This is a genomic window from Nocardioides sp. Kera G14 (genome assembly GCF_020715565.1).
GTDB lineage: Bacteria > Actinomycetota > Actinomycetes > Propionibacteriales > Nocardioidaceae > Nocardioides.
Window position 1 is genome coordinate 2,862,280 of record NZ_CP085839.1, and the last position, 16,576, is coordinate 2,878,855.

Consider the following 16,576-nt stretch of genomic DNA (forward strand, 5'->3'; position numbering starts at 1 on the left):
CGCATGTGGAACGACCTCATGCACGTCCAGGTGTCACTGGCCGACAAGGTGCTCCGGACCGTGCTCGTCTACGCCGTGCTCGTGATCATCCTGCGGCTGGTCGGGAAGCGCGATCTGGCGCAGATCAACACCTTCGACCTGGTCGTCATGCTGCTGCTCTCCAACGTCGTGCAGAACGCGATCATCGGCCCGGACAACTCCTTCCTCGGCGGGGCGATCGGCGCCGTCGTACTCGTCGCAGCGAACTCCGTCGTCGTACGACTCATCCGCCGACACAACCGGATCGCCCGCCTTTTCGAGGGTACGCCGACGACGCTGGTGCGCGACGGCGAGTGGGACGACCGCGGGATGGCCGATGAGGGTCTGCGGCGAGCCGACGTCGACGCGGCACTGCGGCGCCAAGGAGCCAACAAGGTCGAGGAGGTGAAGGAGCTGACCATCGAGCCCGGCGGCTCCCTCGTCGCCACGCTCAAGCCGGAGTACGAGAGCGCCACGCAGGCCGACATCGCACGACTGGAGGCCAAGCTCGACCAGCTGCTGCGACGTCTCGATTCCTGAGATCGCCGAATTGTCCACGAGACTGGTGGACATCCTCCGGGTCGCCTTCATGACCCGGATCTGACTCAACGAGGAGCACAGCCCATGTCCGACACCGTCCTCTCCAACACCCCCGGCGGCAACGCCGGCTCGTCCCGGTCGAAGACGCCGTGGATCATCGGCGGCGTCATCGTCGTGATCCTCGCCGCCCTCGTGATCTGGTTGGTCGCGAAGGGTGGCGACGACGACAAGGCAGGCTCCGGCAGCAGCAAGCTCGTCGTTGCGACCGAAGGCACCTACGCCCCGTTCTCCTACCAGGAGAACGGCAAGCTCACCGGCTACGACATCGACGTGGCCAAGGCCGTCGCCAAGAAGGCGGGCCTGACGTTCACCTTCAAGCAGACCCAGTGGGATTCGATCTTCGCCGGCATCGACGCCGGCCGCTTCGACGCCGTCGCCAACGAGGTGACGATCAACGACGACCGCACGGCGAAGTACCTGATGTCGACGCCGTACTCCGTCTCGACCGGTGTCCTCGTCGTGGCCAAGGACAACACCGACATCACGTCCTTCGACGACATCAAGGGCCATACGGCCGCACAGTCGCTGACCAGCAACTGGGCCGACGAGGCCAAGAAGGCCGGCGCCAAGATCCAGCCGGTCAACGAGTGGGCGCTGGCCGCCGACGCGATCGCGACCGGCCGTGTCGACCTCGCGGTCAACGACAAGCTCGCCGTGCTGGACTACCTGAAGAAGAACCCCGACGCGAACATCAAGATCGTCGCCACGTCGCCGGAGACGATGGAGCAGGCCTTCCTGCTGCGCAAGGGCAAGGAGGCGGACCTCGAGAAGATCAACACGGCGCTCGACGCTCTGAAGTCTGACGGCACCCTGGCGTCGATCGGCGAGAAGTACTTCGGCGAGGACATCTCGAAGTGATCCACCTGGCGGTCGCCGGCCTCGCGAGGGAGGTGGAGGTGGAGAGCAAGAGCCACCTCGTCCTCCACTCGCTGTGGCCGATCGTGCGAGGAGCGCTGCTCGGGACCATCCCGCTGTCGCTGATCTCGTTCGCCCTCGGGCTGGCGATCGCCCTCGGGATCGCGCTGATGCGGATCTCGAAGAACCGACTGCTGCAGTGGCTCGGCCGGACCTACGTCTCGATCATCCGGGGCACTCCCCTGCTGGTGCAGCTCTTCATCATCTTCTTCGGTCTGCCCAACCTAGGGCTGACCCTCTCACCGTGGCCCAGCGCGATCATCGCGTTCTCGCTGAACGTCGGCGGGTATGCGGCCGAGGTGATCCGCGCGGCGATCCTCTCGGTTCCCAAGGGACAGCGGGAGGCGGCGTACACCATCGGCCTGAGCTCCACCCAGACCCTGACCCGGATCGTGCTGCCCCAGGCGATGCGGGTGGCGGTGCCGCCGCTGTCGAACACCTTCATCTCGCTCGTCAAGGACACCTCGCTCGCGGCCATCGTCCTGGTGACCGAGCTGACGAGGGAGGCACAGAAGATCGCCTACTCGACGAGCGAGTTCCTCCTGCTCTACTCCGAGGCCGCCGTCGTCTACTGGGTGATCTGCACCCTCCTGTCCTTCGGGCAGGACAAGCTGGAGAGGAGGCTGGAGCGTGGAGTCGCAATCTGAGTCCCCCGCCGTCGGCCGTGAGGTCGTGCTCGAGGCCCGTGGCCTGCACAAGCGCTTCGGCGACAACGAGGTGCTCAAGGGCATCGACCTGACCGTCCACCGCGGCGAGGTCGTCGTGCTGCTCGGCCCGTCAGGCTCGGGCAAGACCACGGTGCTCCGCTCGCTCAACGGGCTCGAGACGCCCGACGCCGGCGTGGTGCGGGTGCCGGGCGTCGTCGAGATCGACTTCTCCCATCCGCTGCCCGATGCCGTCCGCTTCCGGCTGCGCGACCAGTCGGCGATGGTCTTCCAGCAGCACCAGCTCTTCGCCCACAAGACGGTGCTCGAGAACGTCATCGAAGGCCCCGTGCAGGTGCAGAAGGTTCCTCGTCCTGTTGCCGAGGCGGCGGCTCGCGAGCTGCTCGCTCGCGTCGGACTGGTCGGCAAGGAGGACGCCTACCCGCACGAGCTCTCCGGCGGTCAGCAGCAGCGCGTCGGCATCGTGCGGGCGCTCGCGCTCAAGCCGCGACTGATCCTCTTCGACGAGCCGACGTCCTCACTCGACCCCGAGCTCGTGGGCGAGGTCCTCTCGGTCATCCGCGGCCTCGCCGCCGAGGGCTGGACGATGGTCATCGTCACGCACGAGCTCGGCTTCGCCCGTCAGGTTGCCAGCCACGTGGTCTTCTTCGACGGCGGCGTGGTCGTCGAGTCCGGCGCTCCGGAAGAGGTGCTGGACAACCCGTCACACCCGCGGACGCAGCAGTTCCTGGACCGGATCCTCAAGCACTGACCTTCGTGAGGTACGCCGGCGGCGTCATGCCTCGGGATAGACGATGCCGGTCTCCTCACGGAGCGCGTCCATCTGTCGCATGATCGTCAGCGTCTGCTGACTGGGTACCTGGCTGCTCTCGGTCCTTCCGGCCTGGAGGCAGGCGTTGACCTCGATCGCCTCGTGGGCGTAGCCGCGGCCGATCACCGCAGTCTCGGGCTCGATCAGGACCGGAGCGCCGGCAGCGTCATCGGGGTCGGTCCACTCCGCCTTCGCGGTGTTCGGCGTGAAGGTGACACGGCTCGGGTGGTGGAAGTCGTCGACGTCGATCCTCCCCTGATCCGTGGCGATCGCGGCGCGGCGGCTCGACCAGGAGGTCATGCTCGCGACCATCGTCGCGAGGGCGCCGCCCGGATAGCGGCCGGTCATCACGATGCTGTTGTCGTAGTCGCCGTGCTCGGTGTGGACCACGTCGGCGAGCCCGGTGAGCTGCTCGGCCTCGCCGAGCATGAGGTGCGCGAAGGTCAACGGGTAGATCCCCATGTCCAGCAGGGCTCCTGCGCCCAGTCGGGGGTCGAGCATCCGGCTCGTCGGGTCGGGCGGCACGACGAAGCCGAGCTCGGCGTGGAGGTGACGTGGGGTGCCGAACTCCCCCTTCTTCAGGCGGGCAGCCAGAGCATGGATCGTCGGGTGACAGGCGGTCCACATCGCCTCCATGAGGAGGCGTTCCTGCTTGGCCGCGAGGGCGAAGAGCTCCTCGGCGTCAGATGTCCGGAGGGTGAGGGGCTTCTCGCAGAGGACGTGCTTGCCAGCCTCGAGCGCGAGCTTCGTGTCATCGAGATGGAGGGCATGCGGGGTCGCGATGTAGACCACGTCGACGTCCTCGTCGCTGACCAGGTCCTCGTAGGAGCCGTGGGCGCGCACCGGGCCGTGGTCGGCGTACTGATCGGCGAAGGCCTGCGCCTTCTCCAGGCTCCGGGAGCCGACCGCGACAAGGCGCGCATCCGGGACGAGGAGCAGGTCGGCGGCGAACTGGTGGGCGATCTTGCCGGTGGCGAGGATCCCCCATCGCACGGGTGTCGCGGTCATGCGGCCGAACCTACGCCGCCCGTGGGAGGGTGACGCCATGACCACCGTCGTGACGCCTCCTCGGGCCCCGGTGACGCGTGGCTGGACGACGCTCTTCAGCCTGATCTGGCTGGGCGTCTGGCTCGCCTGGTTGGTGCCGATCCAACTGGCACTGCCGGATCAGCTGTCCGATCTGGTGCCGGAGCACAAGGTGCTCGCCTTCGGGCTGATCAACGGTGTCGGCGGACTGGTGTCGATCTTCGCGCTGCCGGTCTTCGGGGCCCTGTGTGACAGGACGCGGTCGCGGCTCGGGCGGCGTCATGTCTGGACTGCGGCCGGTGTCGCGGTCTTCGTCGTCGGCCTGGTGCTGTGTGGTGCTGCCGGCTCCGTGGTGGTGCTCGGCGCCGGGTGGGTCGTGGTGACGCTCGGTTACACGATGATCAACGCGGGCCTGACCGCGGTGATCGCCGACGAGGTGCCCGAATCCCAACGAGGACTGGTCTCTGCGGCGATCTACGGTCCGCAGGCGGTCGGCATCATCGTCGGGCTGGTGATCGTGTCTGGGTTGTCGACGTCTCCGCGCTACCTCGTGACGGCACTGCTCCTGCTGGCCTTTGCGCTGCCGTACCTCCTGCGTCACCGCGACCTCTCGCCCCTGCCGTCGGGCTCGTCGCTGTCGTGGCGGGCGGTCGCGGCCGGACTGTGGATCTCACCGCGCACGCATCCCGACTTCGCGTGGGGCTTCGGCGGCCGCCTGCTGGTCAACACGTCGAACGCACTCGGCACGACGGAGCTCTTCTTCTTCCTCAAGGACGGACTCGGGCAGTCGGAGTCCGATGCCAACCAGTCCTTGATCGTCCTGACGCTGGTCTACCTCGTCTTCACCCTCACGGCGACGTACGCCGGCGGCCTGCTCTCCGACCGGACCGGCCGTCGTCGGTTCTTCGTCGCGCTGGCCGTGGTGCTGCAGGCCGTCGCCGGTTTCCTCCTGGCCTTCTGGCCCTCGATGGGGACCGCGGTCGTGACCTCGGCCCTGACCGGTGCGGGCTACGGGATGTTCATGGCGGTCGACCAGGCGCTCATCACCGCCGTGCTTCCCGATGCGGCCGATCGCGCCAAGGACCTCGGCATCATGAACATCGGCTCCGTCGGTCCGCAGGCCTTCGGCCCGCTCGTCGCCGTCGGCCTGATCACCGTCGGCGGATACGGCTGGCTCTTCGGCATGGCCGGAGTGCTCGCCGTCGTGGGTGCGCTGATGGTCTACCGGATCAAGTCCGTGCCGTGACTCAGGCAGGCTTGACGTCGAGGACGACCTCGAACTCGAGCAGGTCCGCTCCGGTCGCGACAGGCTTGCGCGGGGCCTCACCCTCGGGCGCCGCATGGGCGGCGGCGGCCGACCCGTCACGCCAGGCGGCGAAGGCCTCCTCGGACTCCCACTGCGTGACGACGAAGTAGCGCTCGTCGCCGGCCGTGGGGCGCAGGAGCTGGAAGCCGAGGAAGCCCGGGGACTTCTCGACCGTGCCGGCTCGCGCGGCGAAACGCTTCTCGAGCTCGGCGCCAGCGCCTTCGGGGACCTTGATCGCGTTGATCTTCACGACTGCCATGTGCCCGAGCCTAGCCGTCGCGGGGCGGGGCGGACGCCGACGTACGTTCACCTAGGTAGGCGGGCAGATGCTCACTTCCCTCGTGGAACTCCGCTAGGGATGCGCGCGTTTCGCTGCCTACCTAGAGGAACGTTCAGCGGAGCAGTGGGATCACGTTGAGGGCGGTCATCGGTGCCGTGCGCGGATCGGACTCGAGCTCCTCGAGGGTCGCCCAGCGAAGCTCCTCGATCTCGGCCGCGACCTGAGGTGCGTCATGGGCGATCACGTCGGGCCAGGTGAAGACGGTGCTGCGCAGAAGATGGCCCGGCTCATTGGCCGCGTCGGACTCGAACTCGCCGAGGACGACCAGCCGGTCGGCGTACAACCGAAGGCCGAGCTCCTCCGCGATCTCGCGGACCGCGGTGTCGACCGGCGCCTCGCCGGGCTCGAGCTTGCCGCCGGGGAGCATGAAGCGACTGGTCCCCCGCTTGCGGACCGAGAGCAGGCGGCCCGCACCGTCGCGGAAGACGACGGCCGCGACTGTGATCACGAGGTGTCCGGCCCCGTCACCCGTTGCCTCAGCCGCCATGGTTCCCAGACCCTACGCGTCAGGCCCTCCACACCGGCCCCGTAGGCTCGCGGCGATGCCGGACGACTACGTGCCCAACCCGCGGCGCTGGCGTGCACTGACCGTCTCGCTGGTGATCGGCTTCATGGCGCTCCTCGACGTCTCCGTGGTCAACCTGGCGCTGCCCTCGATGCAGCGGGGGCTCCACGTCTCGACCGGGACGGTGCAGTGGGTGGTCTCCGGTTACACCCTCGCCTTCGGCCTCACGCTGGTGGCCGGCGGACGCCTGGGTGACGCCTATGGCCGGCGACGCCTGATGCTGGTCGGGCTGGTCGGCTTCATCGCGACGAGCGCGGCTGTGGGGCTCGCGCCGAACATCACCGTCCTCATCGCCGCTCGGCTGGCGCAGGGAGCGACGGCGGGCCTGCTCACCCCACAGAACTCGGGCCTCATCCAGCATCTCTTCCGCGGCCCGGAGCGGGCCCGGGCCTTCGGCTTCTTCGGCCTCACCGTCTCTGCCTCCTCGGCGATCGGGCCGGTGCTCGGTGGCCTGATCCTTGCTGTGGCCGGGGAGGAGCACGGGTGGCGCTACCTGTTCCTGATCAACGTGCCGATCGGCCTGGTCGCGCTCGTGCTCGTCGCTCGTCTGATCCCGCAACGCAGCGTGCGCAGTGGGGGGTCCAGCATCGACGTCGTCGGGGCGCTGCTGCTCGGCCTGCTGGTACTGACGGTGCTCTACCCGGTGGTGAGCCTGGAGACCGGCGCCGACCTCCGGCTGCTCCTGCTGCTCCTCGCCCCTGTCTTCGCCACTGCCTTCATCCGGTGGGAGCGACGTACGGTCCGCTCGGGTCGTGCGCCGCTGCTCGACATCGCACTGCTGCGTCGGGTCTCGGGCTACGCCAGCGGCCTGGTCATCGGCGGGCTGTACTTCACCGGCTACACCGGCCTCATCCTCGTGCTGTCGTTCTTCCTGCAGGACGAGCGTGGGTTGAGCCCGCTCCAGACCGGCCTGCTGCTCGCACCCAATGCCGCGGCGGCCGCCCTCTCCGCCTCGCTCTCGGGCCGGGCGGTCAGCGTCATCGGCCGCCGGGTGACGGTCGCCGCACTCTCCGTGATGCTCATCGGCATGGGCCTCGTGGCGTTGCTGGCCCCCGGGCACGGCACAGTCGACGTCGTGCTGCTGGTGGCCGCGCTGGTGGTCGCCGGGCTCGGCAGCGGCGCCGTGGTCTCCCCGAACATGACGCTGACGCTCGCCGACGTCCCGCCCCGCATGGGCGGTGCCGCAGGCGGTGCGGTGCAGACGAGCCAGCGCATCGGCGCCTCGGTGGGCTCCGCGCTGGTGATGACGACCTTCTCGCTCGGCGCGGCCCATGTCTCGTCGGCCGCCGCGCTCCGGCTCGCGATGGGCGTCGGTCTCGTGCTGCTCGCCGCCTCGCTCACGATGGCGGTGCGCGACCTGCGTCGCTCGCGCGGCTGAGCCTCGATCCGGTCTAGAGGATGTCGCCGGGTGTGTACGTCGCCGCGTCGGGGTAGCGCGCGGCCACCTCCTCGACCTGGTAGGCGACCAGCTGCACCTGGGCGACGGCGGCGCCGGTGAACTCGATCGGCTCCTTCACCAGCGCATGCAGCTCGTCGAGGGACAGCCCGAGGCGGCCGTCGGCGGCGAGGCGCTCGAAGACGTCGTTCTGAGCCTGGCCCTTGCGCATGTCGAGGGCGGTGCCGACGGCGGCCTCCTTGATCGCCTCGTGCCCGACCTCGCGTCCGACGCCCTGCTTCACGGCGGCCATGAGGACCTTCGTGGTGGCGAGGAACGGCAGATAACGGTCGAGCTCGCGCTGGATCACCGCCGGGAAGGCACCGAACTCGTCGAGGATCGTCAGGAACGTCTCGAAGAGCCCGTCGGTCGCGAAGAAGGCGTCGGGCAGGGCCACGCGGCGTACGACGGAGTCGGAGACGTCGCCCTCGTTCCACTGGTCACCGGCGAGCTCGCTGATCATCGACAGGTGGCCACGGAGCACCACGGCGAGACCGTTGACGCGCTCGGAGGAGCGGGAGTTCATCTTGTGCGGCATCGCCGAGGAGCCGACCTGACCCTCCTTGAAGCCCTCGGTCACGATCTCGTTGCCGGCCATCAAGCGGATCGTGGTCGTCAGGTTGGACGGCCCACTGACGAGCTGGACGAGGGCGGCGACGACGTCGAAGTCGAGCGATCGGGGGTAGACCTGACCGACCGAGGTGAAGACGTGCTCGAAGCCCAGGTGCTTGGCGACCGAGGTCTCGAGCGCGGCGAGCTTGTCGGCGTCACCGTCCAGGAGGTCGAGCATGTCCTGCGCGGTGCCCATCGGGCCCTTGATGCCACGCAGCGGGTAGCGCGCGATGAGCTCCTCGAGTCGCTGGAAGGCGACGAGCATCTCGTCGGCGACGGTCGCGAAGCGCTTGCCGAGCGTCGTGGCCTGGGCGGCGACGTTGTGGGAGCGGCCGGCCATGACGGTGGTCTCGTGCTCGACGGCGAGGCGCGCGAGACGGGCCAGCGCGGCGACGGCACGACCGCGCACGAGCTGGAGCGAGGAGAGGATCTGGAGCTGCTCGACGTTCTCGGTGAGGTCGCGCGAGGTCATGCCCTTGTGGATGTGCTCATGCCCGGCCAGCGACGAGAACTCCTCGATGCGGGCCTTCACGTCGTGGCGGGTGACCTTCTCGCGGGCGGCGATGGACGCGAGGTCCACCTGCGAGACGACGGCCTCGTAGGCCTCGATCACACCGTCGGGGACGTCGATCCCCAGATCCCGCTGCGCCTTGAGCACCGCGATCCAGAGCTGCCGCTCGAGCACGATCTTGTGCTCGGGGCTCCAGATCTGCGCGAGCTCCTCCGAGGCATAGCGACCGGCGAGAACGTTGGGCACGGTGTTGTTCGGCACGACGGTCAGTCTCCCAGAACCGCTGCACCTTCCACGACTCCGAGCGGCTCGGCGGCGATGTCCGAGCGCCTCTGCAGTCCGGGGAAGGTGATCAGGTCCGCCGCCTGGTAGGCCCGGGCACGGGCGTCGTCGATGTCGTAGCCGGTGGCGCGTACGGCGAGGACCCGGCCACCCGCGGTGACGAGATGCCAGTGGTCGGGCTCATCGGCGTGTGAGTGGTCGACGAGCTTCGTGCCGGCGTGGATCACATCGACGTTGCGGATCGCCGCGGCGCGGTCCACGCCCTGGATCACGTCACCGCTCGAGGACGACTCGGGATAGCCGGCGGAGGCGAGCACGACCGTGACCGCGGCACCGGAGGCGAACGTGGGCGCGGGTACGTCGGCGAGGCGCCCGGTCGCGGCAGCGAGCAGCAGCTCACCGAGGTCGGACTCCAGGAGCGCCAGCACGGGCTGGATGTCCGGGTCTCCGAAGCGCACGTTGAACTCGATGACGCGCGGCCCCTTGTCGGTCAGGGCGAGGCCCACATAGAGACAGCCCACGAACGGCGCGCCACGGCGGGCCATCTCGTCGAGCGTGGGCTGGACGACCTGCTCCATCACCACGTCGGCCAGCGTCGGGTCGGCCCACGGCAGCGGCGAGTAGGAGCCCATACCGCCGGTGTTGGCACCACGGCCGCCGTCGAAGATCCGCTTGAAGTCCTGCGCCGGCTGCAGCGGCCGTCCGGTCGAGCCGTCGCAGAGCACGAAGAGCGAGACCTCGGGGCCGGCGAGGAACTCCTCGATCACCACGCGGTCACAGGTGTCGGCGTGGGCGAGCGCCTCGTCGCGGTCGTTGGTCACCACGACGCCCTTGCCGGCGGCGAGCGCGTCATCCTTGACGACGTACGGCGCCCCGAGCTCGTCCAGCGCGGCAGCCGCCTCCTCGCGCGAGCGGGCGACGATCGCGCGGGCGGTCGGCACGCCCGCCGCCTCCATCACGGACTTGCTGAAAGCCTTGGAGCCTTCGAGCCGCGCGGCCTCCCGGCCCGGTCCGAAGACACGGACACCGGCGTCACGGACGGCGTCGGCGACACCGGCCACGAGTGGCGCCTCGGGCCCGACCACGACCAGCTCGGCCCGGATCGACCGAGCCAGCTCGGCGACGCCGACCGGGTTCATCGGGTCGACGGCGTGCAGCGTGGCGACCTCCCCGATACCGGGGTTGCCGGGCGCGGCGTGGACCTCGTGGCCGTCGCGCTGGAGCTTGAGGGCGAGCGCGTGCTCACGGCCGCCGGTGCCGATGACGAGGATCTTCACGGGCCCTCAGATCAGGGGGTGGCGGACGACGGTCTCGTGCCGGCCGGGGCCGACGCCGATGACGGAGATGCGGGAGCCGGAGAGCTCCTCGCAGCGCTCGACGTAGGCCTTCGCGTTCTCGGGCAGGTCGTCGAAGGACCGGGCGCCGGAGATGTCCTCGAACCAGCCGGGGAGGTACTCGTAGACCGGCACGGCGTGGTGGAAGTCGCTCTGGTTGACGGGCATCTCGTCGTGGTGGACACCGTCGACCTCGTAGGCGACGCAGATCGGGACCTCCTCCAGGCCCGTGAGGCAGTCGAGCTTCGTCAGCACGAAGTCGGTGACGCCGTTGATCCGGGCGGCGTAGCGGGCGACGACGGAGTCGTACCAGCCGCAGCGGCGCGGGCGGCCGGTGGTGGTGCCGTACTCCCAGCCCGCCTTGCGCAGGAACTCGCCCTTGTCGTCATGCAGCTCGGTCGGGAACGGGCCCTCACCGACGCGGGTCGTGTAGGCCTTGACGATGCCGATGACCTGGTTGATCCGGGCCGGTGCGATGCCGGAGCCGGTCGAGGCACCGCCGGCGGTGGCCGACGAGGACGTGACGAACGGGTAGGTGCCGTGGTCGACGTCGAGCAGCGTCGCCTGACCGGCCTCGAGGAGCACCGTCTTGTCGGCGACGAGCGCGTCATGCAGGAGCAGAGCGGTGTCGCAGACGTAGGGCCGCACCCGGTCGGCGTACGAGAGAAGGTCCTCGACGATGGCGTCGACCGTGAAGCCGCGGCGGTTGTAGACCTTGGTGAGGATCTGGTTCTTGAGCTCGAGGGCGCCCTCGACCTTGCCGCGCAGGATGGAGGCGTCGAAGAGGTCCTGGACGCGGATGCCGATGCGGTTCATCTTGTCGGCGTACGTCGGCCCGATACCGCGACCGGTCGTGCCGATGCGACGCGAGCCGAGGAACCGCTCGGTCACCTTGTCGATCTCGCGGTTGTAGGGCGCGATGACGTGCGCGTTGGCCGACAGCTTGAGGTCGGAGGTGTCGATGCCCCGGGCCTCGAGGCCGTCGATCTCCTCGAAGAGGACCTTGAGGTCGACCACGACTCCGTTGCCGATGACCGGCGTGCAGCCGGGCGTCAGGATGCCGGACGGCAGCAGGTGGAGGGCGAACTTCTCCGTGGACCCGTCAGGCTGCGGGATGACCACGGTGTGGCCGGCGTTGTTGCCGCCGTTGAACTTGACCACGTAGTCGACGGACGAACCGAGCAGGTCGGTCGCCTTGCCCTTGCCCTCGTCGCCCCATTGGGCACCGATGATCGCGATAGCTGGCACTGACGGCACCTTACCGGCGAACTCCCGGAGATGCCCATCTAGAGCCAGCCGCGGCGAGCGGCCTCGACGCCCGCCTGGAAGCGCGACTGCGCGCCCAGCTCGTCCATCACCTCGGCGACACGGCGCCGGACGGTGCGCAGGCTGATGCCCAGGCGCCGTGCGATCTGCTCGTCCTGGGCCCCACGGGCCAGCTCGGCGAGGAGGAAGCGGCGGAGCTCGTCGGGGTCGGCCGCCGGCTCATCGGCGACCGGAGTGGCCTCGGCCCAGAGGGCGTCGAAGTAGAGCGTGGCGAGCTCGATCAGCCCGCGCTGGCGGATGATCGAGCGCGGCGTGTTCTCGTAGCCGAGCGGCTCGGGCAGCAGCAGGTGCGAGGTGCCCAGCACGATCATCCGCGTCGGCAGCTCGGGCAGGAGGCGGATCTCCTCGCCGATCGACTGCCGGTGGCGTACGACGTCCGGCGCCTCGACCAGCACCCGGACCGGATAGAGCGCGCGACACTGACGTCCGTCGCGGATCGCCTGCGCCACGGCGGCGGACATCTCGTCCTCCCACGGGAGCTTCCACTGGTCGGGCCGCAGCCAGAGCAGGTCCCCGCTGCTCTGTCGGATGATGGTCCGCGCGATCATGGGGCCGTCCGGCCCGGACTGGACCTCACCGTCGATCGGCTCGGCCTCGTCGGCGGGCTCGAGCCCCTGCACGCCCGCCAGGTGCGGAAGCGCGCCCGCGATCTCCTGGAGCCGCTGACTGGCCAGGGTGGCATTGGCGGCCGCGGTCTGGAGCAGTCTCCCCACCACCTCGGCAGGCGGGCGGACGAGCAGGCGTCCGTCGGAGACCGCGACGACGTCGGCCTCGAGCAGCGGCCCGAGCCGCTCGGTGACCTGGTCGACCGTCAGGTCGAAGCTGCCTGCGACCTCCACCACCGGGCGGCCGTCCATCATCAGGATGCGCTCGTAGAGATGGGCGACCGGGCGCGAGAAGCCGAGCGCTGTGAGAAGCGTCTGGGACGACCGCATGGCCATGGGCGGCACGTTACTGAATCGTGGCCTTCCCGGGGCTCTCGATAGCCTTGCGCCCATGCCTGCCGCTCCTCAGAAGGACCCGATCGACTGGGTCACCCGCGCCGCCGACGACGCCATCCGCCACGCCGGCGAGGGTAAGCCGGTGACCGTGGCCTCCGGAGCCTCTCCGAGCGGTCCGATCCACCTCGGCAACCTGCGCGAGTTCCTCACCCCGCACTTCGTCGCCGAGGAGCTCCGCCGTCGTGGCGTCGAGGTGCGGCACCTGCACAGCTGGGACGACTACGACCGCTACCGCAAGGTGCCCGCGGGCGTGCCCGCCGAGTGGGTCGAGCACATCGGCAAGCCGCTCACCGCCGTCCCCGATCCGTGGGAGTGCCACGCCAACTGGTCGGATCACTTCAAGGCTCCCCTCCGTGACGCCCTTGCGGAGATGGGTGTCGAGATGGAGGAGATCTCCCAGACCGAGCGCTACCAGGCCGGCGCGTACGTCGACCAGGTGCTGCACGCGATCGCCCACCGCGACCGGATCGAGGACGTGCTGTCCCGCTACCGGACCAAGCCTGTGGCTGCCGAGTCCGAACAGGAGGCCGAGGCGCTGGCTGACTCCGTCACCGCCGACGAGGAGTCGGCTGGCGCAGGTGACTTCGCGCGCTTCCCCTACAAGCCCTACTGCCGCGGCTGCGGCAAGGACACCACCACCATCACGGCGTACGACGACGAGACGACCGATCTGGCCTACACCTGCGACTCGTGCGGTGAGTCCCACGTGACCAACGTCCGCACGCAGTTCGAGGGCAAGCTGGTCTGGAAGGTCGACTGGCCGATGCGGTGGGCCTACGAGGGCGTCAACTTCGAACCCGGTGGCCTGGACCACTCCACCCCCGGCTCGTCCTACACCGTCGGCAAGGAGCTCGTCGCCGAGATCTTCGACGGTAAGGCGCCGTCGTACGTCGCCTATGCCTTCGTCGGCTTCGCCGGCCGGCAGAAGATGTCGTCGTCCGCGGGCGGGGTTCCGATCCCGGCGGACGCGCTCAAGATCCTCGAGGCGCCGATGGTGCGCTGGCTCTACGTGCGCCGGCAGCCCAAGCAGGCCTTCAACATCGACTTCGGTCCCGAGGTCGTGCGGCTGTACGACGAGTGGGACTCGCTCACTCGCAAGGCTGCGAATCCGGAGAAGCGGGACGCGGCTGTGCTCGCGTGGGAGCGCGCCTCCTCCACGGCTGCCGCGGGCACGCTGCCGACGCCCGCCGTCGTCACGCCCTTCCGCCTGCTGTCGTCGGTCGCCGACGTGACCGCGGGCAACGTCGACGTGATCACGTCGGTGGTCGCAGGTTCCGGTTACTCCGTGACGTCAGCCGATGACCTCGAGCCGCGACTGCGCCGCGCGATGGCGTGGATGTCTGAGTACGTCCCCGCCGAGGACCGCACCACCGTGCGGCTCTCGCCCGCCTCACGCCTCCAGGAGCTGACGCCGCAGGAGTCGGAGTGGATCTCACTCCTGCTCGAGCACCTGCCGGAGACGTACACGCTGGAGGAGCTGACGACCGTCATCTACGGCGTACCCAAGCTCGCCCGCGGCTTCGCACTCGAGGACCAGCCGACCGACGAGGTGAAGGCCGACCAGAAGGCCTTCTTCGCGCTGCTCTACGACCTGCTCGTCGCCGCCGAGCGCGGCCCGCGTCTCCCGACCCTCTTCCTCGCCCTGGGCGACGGGACTGTCAGGAACCTGCTCAGCGCCTGAGGTAGTCGGCCACGTCGCGGCGGGCGAGCAGCCCGATCGTGACGGCCGAGGCGACGAGCGGCGCGATCAGCAGCGGGTTGGCGACCGCGCCGACGATGAGGACGAGCCCCGCGCAGCCGGCGCAGACCATGAGGACGATGCGCGCCCAGGCGACGCGGCGGAGCACCAGGAAGGCCAGCACACAGGCGCTGATCGACCACGCCAAGACCACGCCTGACATCAGCACGAAGATCACCTGGATGAGGCGCTCGGTCATGCCCTCCTGAGCCATCAGGTCAGGGTTGGTCCGCTCGAGCTGGTCGATCACCCAACCCGGGTCGGCGATCAGGACGCCCGCGGCGAGCACGAATCCGGCCGCCGCGAGGAGGGAGAAGATCCACGTCAGGATCACCGCACTCAGCAGCGCCGTCGGCCTCTCCGGGCCCGCCTTCTCGCCGAAAGGGCGCTCGCTCACGTCCGAATGGGCAGGAGCTTGCGGCGAGGAAGTCCCCTCTCGGAGGTGAGGGACCGCCCTTTCGGCGGGAGCGGGGGCGGGCTTCCACGTCCCGGCGAGCCAGTCGCGGGCAGGCTGCAGCCAGAGCATCACCGTCGCCACGACGACCATCGTGGAGGTGAAGCCGCCGCTGGCGAATCCCGCGACGAGGAGCGGGAGCGCGAGGATCGAGAGCCACAGCCGCGCGGTGGTCGAGCGGTGCTGGAGGACCTGCCAGCCGAGGATCGCCGCGGCCGTCGCGCACGCCGCCGCGACCATCCCGAGGACACGCATCATCGACTCGATCTGGTCGACGCTCACGTCCAGCGTGTCGAACGGCGGCCGGCCCAGCGTACGCTCGATGGCGTCGTCCATCTGCATCGAGCCGAGGCTCTGGAACTGCTCGGCGATGGTGAGGACGGTGAAGATCGAGCCGGCGATGATGAGCCACGCGGCGATCGTGATCTGGCGGGGTCGAGCTGGGGTCACCCGGTCATTGTCGCTGACCACACCTCAGATCCGCGCCAGCGAGCCTCTCCAACGCCTCGCCCAGCACCTCGGGACGCTTGCAGAAGGCCCAGCGGATCAGCTGGTCGCCGGCCGTGGAGTCGTAGAAGACCTGCAGGGGGATGGCCACCACGCCAGCCCGCTCGGGCAGCGCGCGGCAGAGCTCGAGCCCGTCGCGCCAGCCCAGTCCGCTCACGTCACTGATGGCGAAGTAGGTGCCCTCCGGCGAGCGCGTCGACAGGCCGACCCGGTTGAGGCCGTCGACGAGCAGGTCGCGTCGCTCACGGAGGTCGGCGGCGAGCGCGCGAGGCCAGGCGTCGCACTCATCGAGGGCGTACGCCGCCGCCGGCTGCAACGGTCCTCCGGAGACGAACGTCAGCCACTGCTTGGCGCTGTTGACCGCGTCGACCAGATGAGCGGGGCCGCTGGCCCAGCCGATCTTCCAGCCTGTGAAGGAGAAGGACTTGCCGATGCTGGAGATCGTGAGCGTCCGCTCCCGCATGCCGGGCAGCGTCGCGATCGGCACGTGCGTCGCCTCGCCATACGTCAGGTGCTCGTAGACCTCGTCGCTGATCACGACCAGGTCGTGCTCGATCGCCAGGTCGGCCACGGCCGTCAGTTCACCGCGGGTCAGCACGGCTCCGGTCGGGTTGTGCGGGGTGTTGAGCAGCACGAACCGGGTGCGGTCGGTGACCGCGGCACGCAGTGCGTCCACGTCGAGACGGAAGTCGGGAGCGTGCAGCGTCACCGGTCGACGTACGCCGCCGGCCATCTGCAGCACGGCGGGGTAGCTGTCGTAGAACGGCTCGAGGACGACGACCTCGTCCCCCGGCTCGACGAGGCCGAGGAGGGCGGCGGCGATCGCCTCGGTCGCGCCGGTGGTGACGACGACCTCCGTGTCGGGATCGAGCGCGAGGCCGTAGTGGCGCTCCTGGTGGGCGGCGATCGCAGACCTCAGGGCGGGAATGCCGCGGGCCGGTGGGTACTGGTTGGCACTGCCGGAGCGGAGGGCACGCTCCACCGCATCCAGCACCTCGCTCGGGCCGTCGACGTCGGGAAAGCCCTGGCCCAGGTTGATCGCACCGGTGCGCATCGCGAGGGCCGACATCTCGCCGAAGACGGTGGGCGGGATGCCGCTCAACCGGGAAGCCACCATGGCCATAACCTAG

16 protein-coding genes are annotated in these 16,576 nt (G+C 69.5%); 7 read left to right on the forward strand and 9 right to left on the reverse strand.

What is annotated here, in order from left to right; genetic code table 11:
- Window positions 1–3 precede the first annotated feature (3 nt).
- The 4 genes from LH076_RS14030 (at window position 4) to LH076_RS14045 (ending at window position 2,949) form a co-directional block, all read left to right on the forward strand.
- A complete protein-coding gene (locus LH076_RS14030) occupies window positions 4–558 on the forward strand; it encodes a DUF421 domain-containing protein (RefSeq protein WP_227781377.1) in 555 nt (184 codons plus the stop codon).
- An 84-nt stretch (window positions 559–642) separates the two neighbouring features.
- Window positions 643–1,476 (forward strand): transporter substrate-binding domain-containing protein, encoded by an 834-nt coding sequence (locus LH076_RS14035; protein ID WP_227781379.1) that lies wholly within the window; start codon window positions 643–645, stop codon window positions 1,474–1,476.
- A complete protein-coding gene (locus tag LH076_RS14040) occupies window positions 1,473–2,180 on the forward strand; it encodes an amino acid ABC transporter permease (protein ID WP_321573712.1) in 708 nt (235 codons plus the stop codon). The genes LH076_RS14035 and LH076_RS14040 overlap by 4 nt, the downstream gene beginning before the upstream one ends.
- Window positions 2,181–2,205: 25 nt before the next feature.
- A complete protein-coding gene (locus LH076_RS14045) occupies window positions 2,206–2,949 on the forward strand; it encodes an amino acid ABC transporter ATP-binding protein (protein WP_227783645.1) in 744 nt (247 codons plus the stop codon).
- Window positions 2,950–2,973: 24 nt separating this feature from the next.
- Here the strand turns inward: LH076_RS14045 and LH076_RS14050 are convergent, their stop codons facing one another.
- Window positions 2,974–4,017, reverse strand: a complete 1,044-nt coding sequence (locus LH076_RS14050; RefSeq protein ID WP_227781380.1) for a Gfo/Idh/MocA family protein — start codon at window positions 4,015–4,017, stop codon at window positions 2,974–2,976.
- 37 nt (window positions 4,018–4,054) lie between these two features.
- Here LH076_RS14050 and LH076_RS14055 point away from each other — a divergent pair, with 37 nt between their 5' ends.
- On the forward strand, window positions 4,055–5,281 hold the full coding sequence (locus LH076_RS14055) for an MFS transporter (RefSeq protein WP_227781381.1): 1,227 nt from the start codon (window positions 4,055–4,057) through the stop codon (window positions 5,279–5,281).
- A gap of 1 nt (window position 5,282) precedes the next feature.
- On the opposite strand, the gene LH076_RS14060 is transcribed toward LH076_RS14055, so the two are convergent.
- Both LH076_RS14060 and LH076_RS14065 read right to left on the reverse strand, forming a co-directional pair.
- Window positions 5,283–5,600: an antibiotic biosynthesis monooxygenase family protein gene (locus LH076_RS14060; protein ID WP_227781382.1), complete on the reverse strand. Its 318-nt coding sequence runs from the start codon at window positions 5,598–5,600 to the stop codon at window positions 5,283–5,285.
- Window positions 5,601–5,733: 133 nt separating this feature from the next.
- Window positions 5,734–6,168 carry an NUDIX hydrolase gene (locus LH076_RS14065; protein WP_227781383.1) on the reverse strand — a complete coding sequence of 145 codons (435 nt, stop codon included), beginning with the start codon at window positions 6,166–6,168 and terminating at the stop codon, window positions 5,734–5,736.
- A gap of 55 nt (window positions 6,169–6,223) precedes the next feature.
- Between LH076_RS14065 and LH076_RS14070 the strand changes: the two genes are divergently transcribed.
- On the forward strand, window positions 6,224–7,624 hold the full coding sequence (locus tag LH076_RS14070) for an MFS transporter (protein ID WP_227781384.1): 1,401 nt from the start codon (window positions 6,224–6,226) through the stop codon (window positions 7,622–7,624).
- Between the two features lie 13 nt (window positions 7,625–7,637).
- On the opposite strand, the gene purB is transcribed toward LH076_RS14070, so the two are convergent.
- From purB to LH076_RS14090, 4 genes are read right to left on the reverse strand one after another with little or no spacing between them, the layout of a single operon-like run.
- Window positions 7,638–9,065, reverse strand: a complete 1,428-nt coding sequence (gene purB / locus LH076_RS14075; RefSeq protein ID WP_227781385.1) for an adenylosuccinate lyase — start codon at window positions 9,063–9,065, stop codon at window positions 7,638–7,640.
- Window positions 9,066–9,070: 5 nt separating this feature from the next.
- Window positions 9,071–10,363 (reverse strand): phosphoribosylamine--glycine ligase, encoded by a 1,293-nt coding sequence (purD, locus tag LH076_RS14080; protein WP_227781386.1) that lies wholly within the window; start codon window positions 10,361–10,363, stop codon window positions 9,071–9,073.
- 6 nt (window positions 10,364–10,369) lie between these two features.
- Window positions 10,370–11,668, reverse strand: a complete 1,299-nt coding sequence (locus LH076_RS14085) for an adenylosuccinate synthase (RefSeq protein WP_227781387.1) — start codon at window positions 11,666–11,668, stop codon at window positions 10,370–10,372.
- A gap of 38 nt (window positions 11,669–11,706) precedes the next feature.
- Window positions 11,707–12,687 carry a helix-turn-helix transcriptional regulator gene (locus LH076_RS14090; RefSeq protein ID WP_227781388.1) on the reverse strand — a complete coding sequence of 327 codons (981 nt, stop codon included), beginning with the start codon at window positions 12,685–12,687 and terminating at the stop codon, window positions 11,707–11,709.
- Between the two features lie 55 nt (window positions 12,688–12,742).
- Here LH076_RS14090 and lysS point away from each other — a divergent pair, with 55 nt between their 5' ends.
- Complete coding sequence (gene lysS / locus LH076_RS14095; protein WP_227781389.1) at window positions 12,743–14,428, forward strand: lysine--tRNA ligase; 1,686 nt, start codon at window positions 12,743–12,745, stop codon at window positions 14,426–14,428.
- Here lysS and LH076_RS14100 read toward each other — a convergent pair.
- Both LH076_RS14100 and LH076_RS14105 read right to left on the reverse strand, forming a co-directional pair.
- The gene (locus tag LH076_RS14100) at window positions 14,418–15,389 is read right to left on the reverse strand and encodes a hypothetical protein (protein WP_227781390.1); all 972 of its coding nucleotides are present in this window, start codon (window positions 15,387–15,389) and stop codon (window positions 14,418–14,420) included. The two genes, lysS and LH076_RS14100, sit on opposite strands and share 11 nt — an antisense overlap.
- A 4-nt stretch (window positions 15,390–15,393) precedes the next feature.
- Window positions 15,394–16,563 (reverse strand): pyridoxal phosphate-dependent aminotransferase, encoded by a 1,170-nt coding sequence (locus LH076_RS14105; RefSeq protein ID WP_227781391.1) that lies wholly within the window; start codon window positions 16,561–16,563, stop codon window positions 15,394–15,396.
- Window positions 16,564–16,576: the final 13 nt, after the last annotated feature.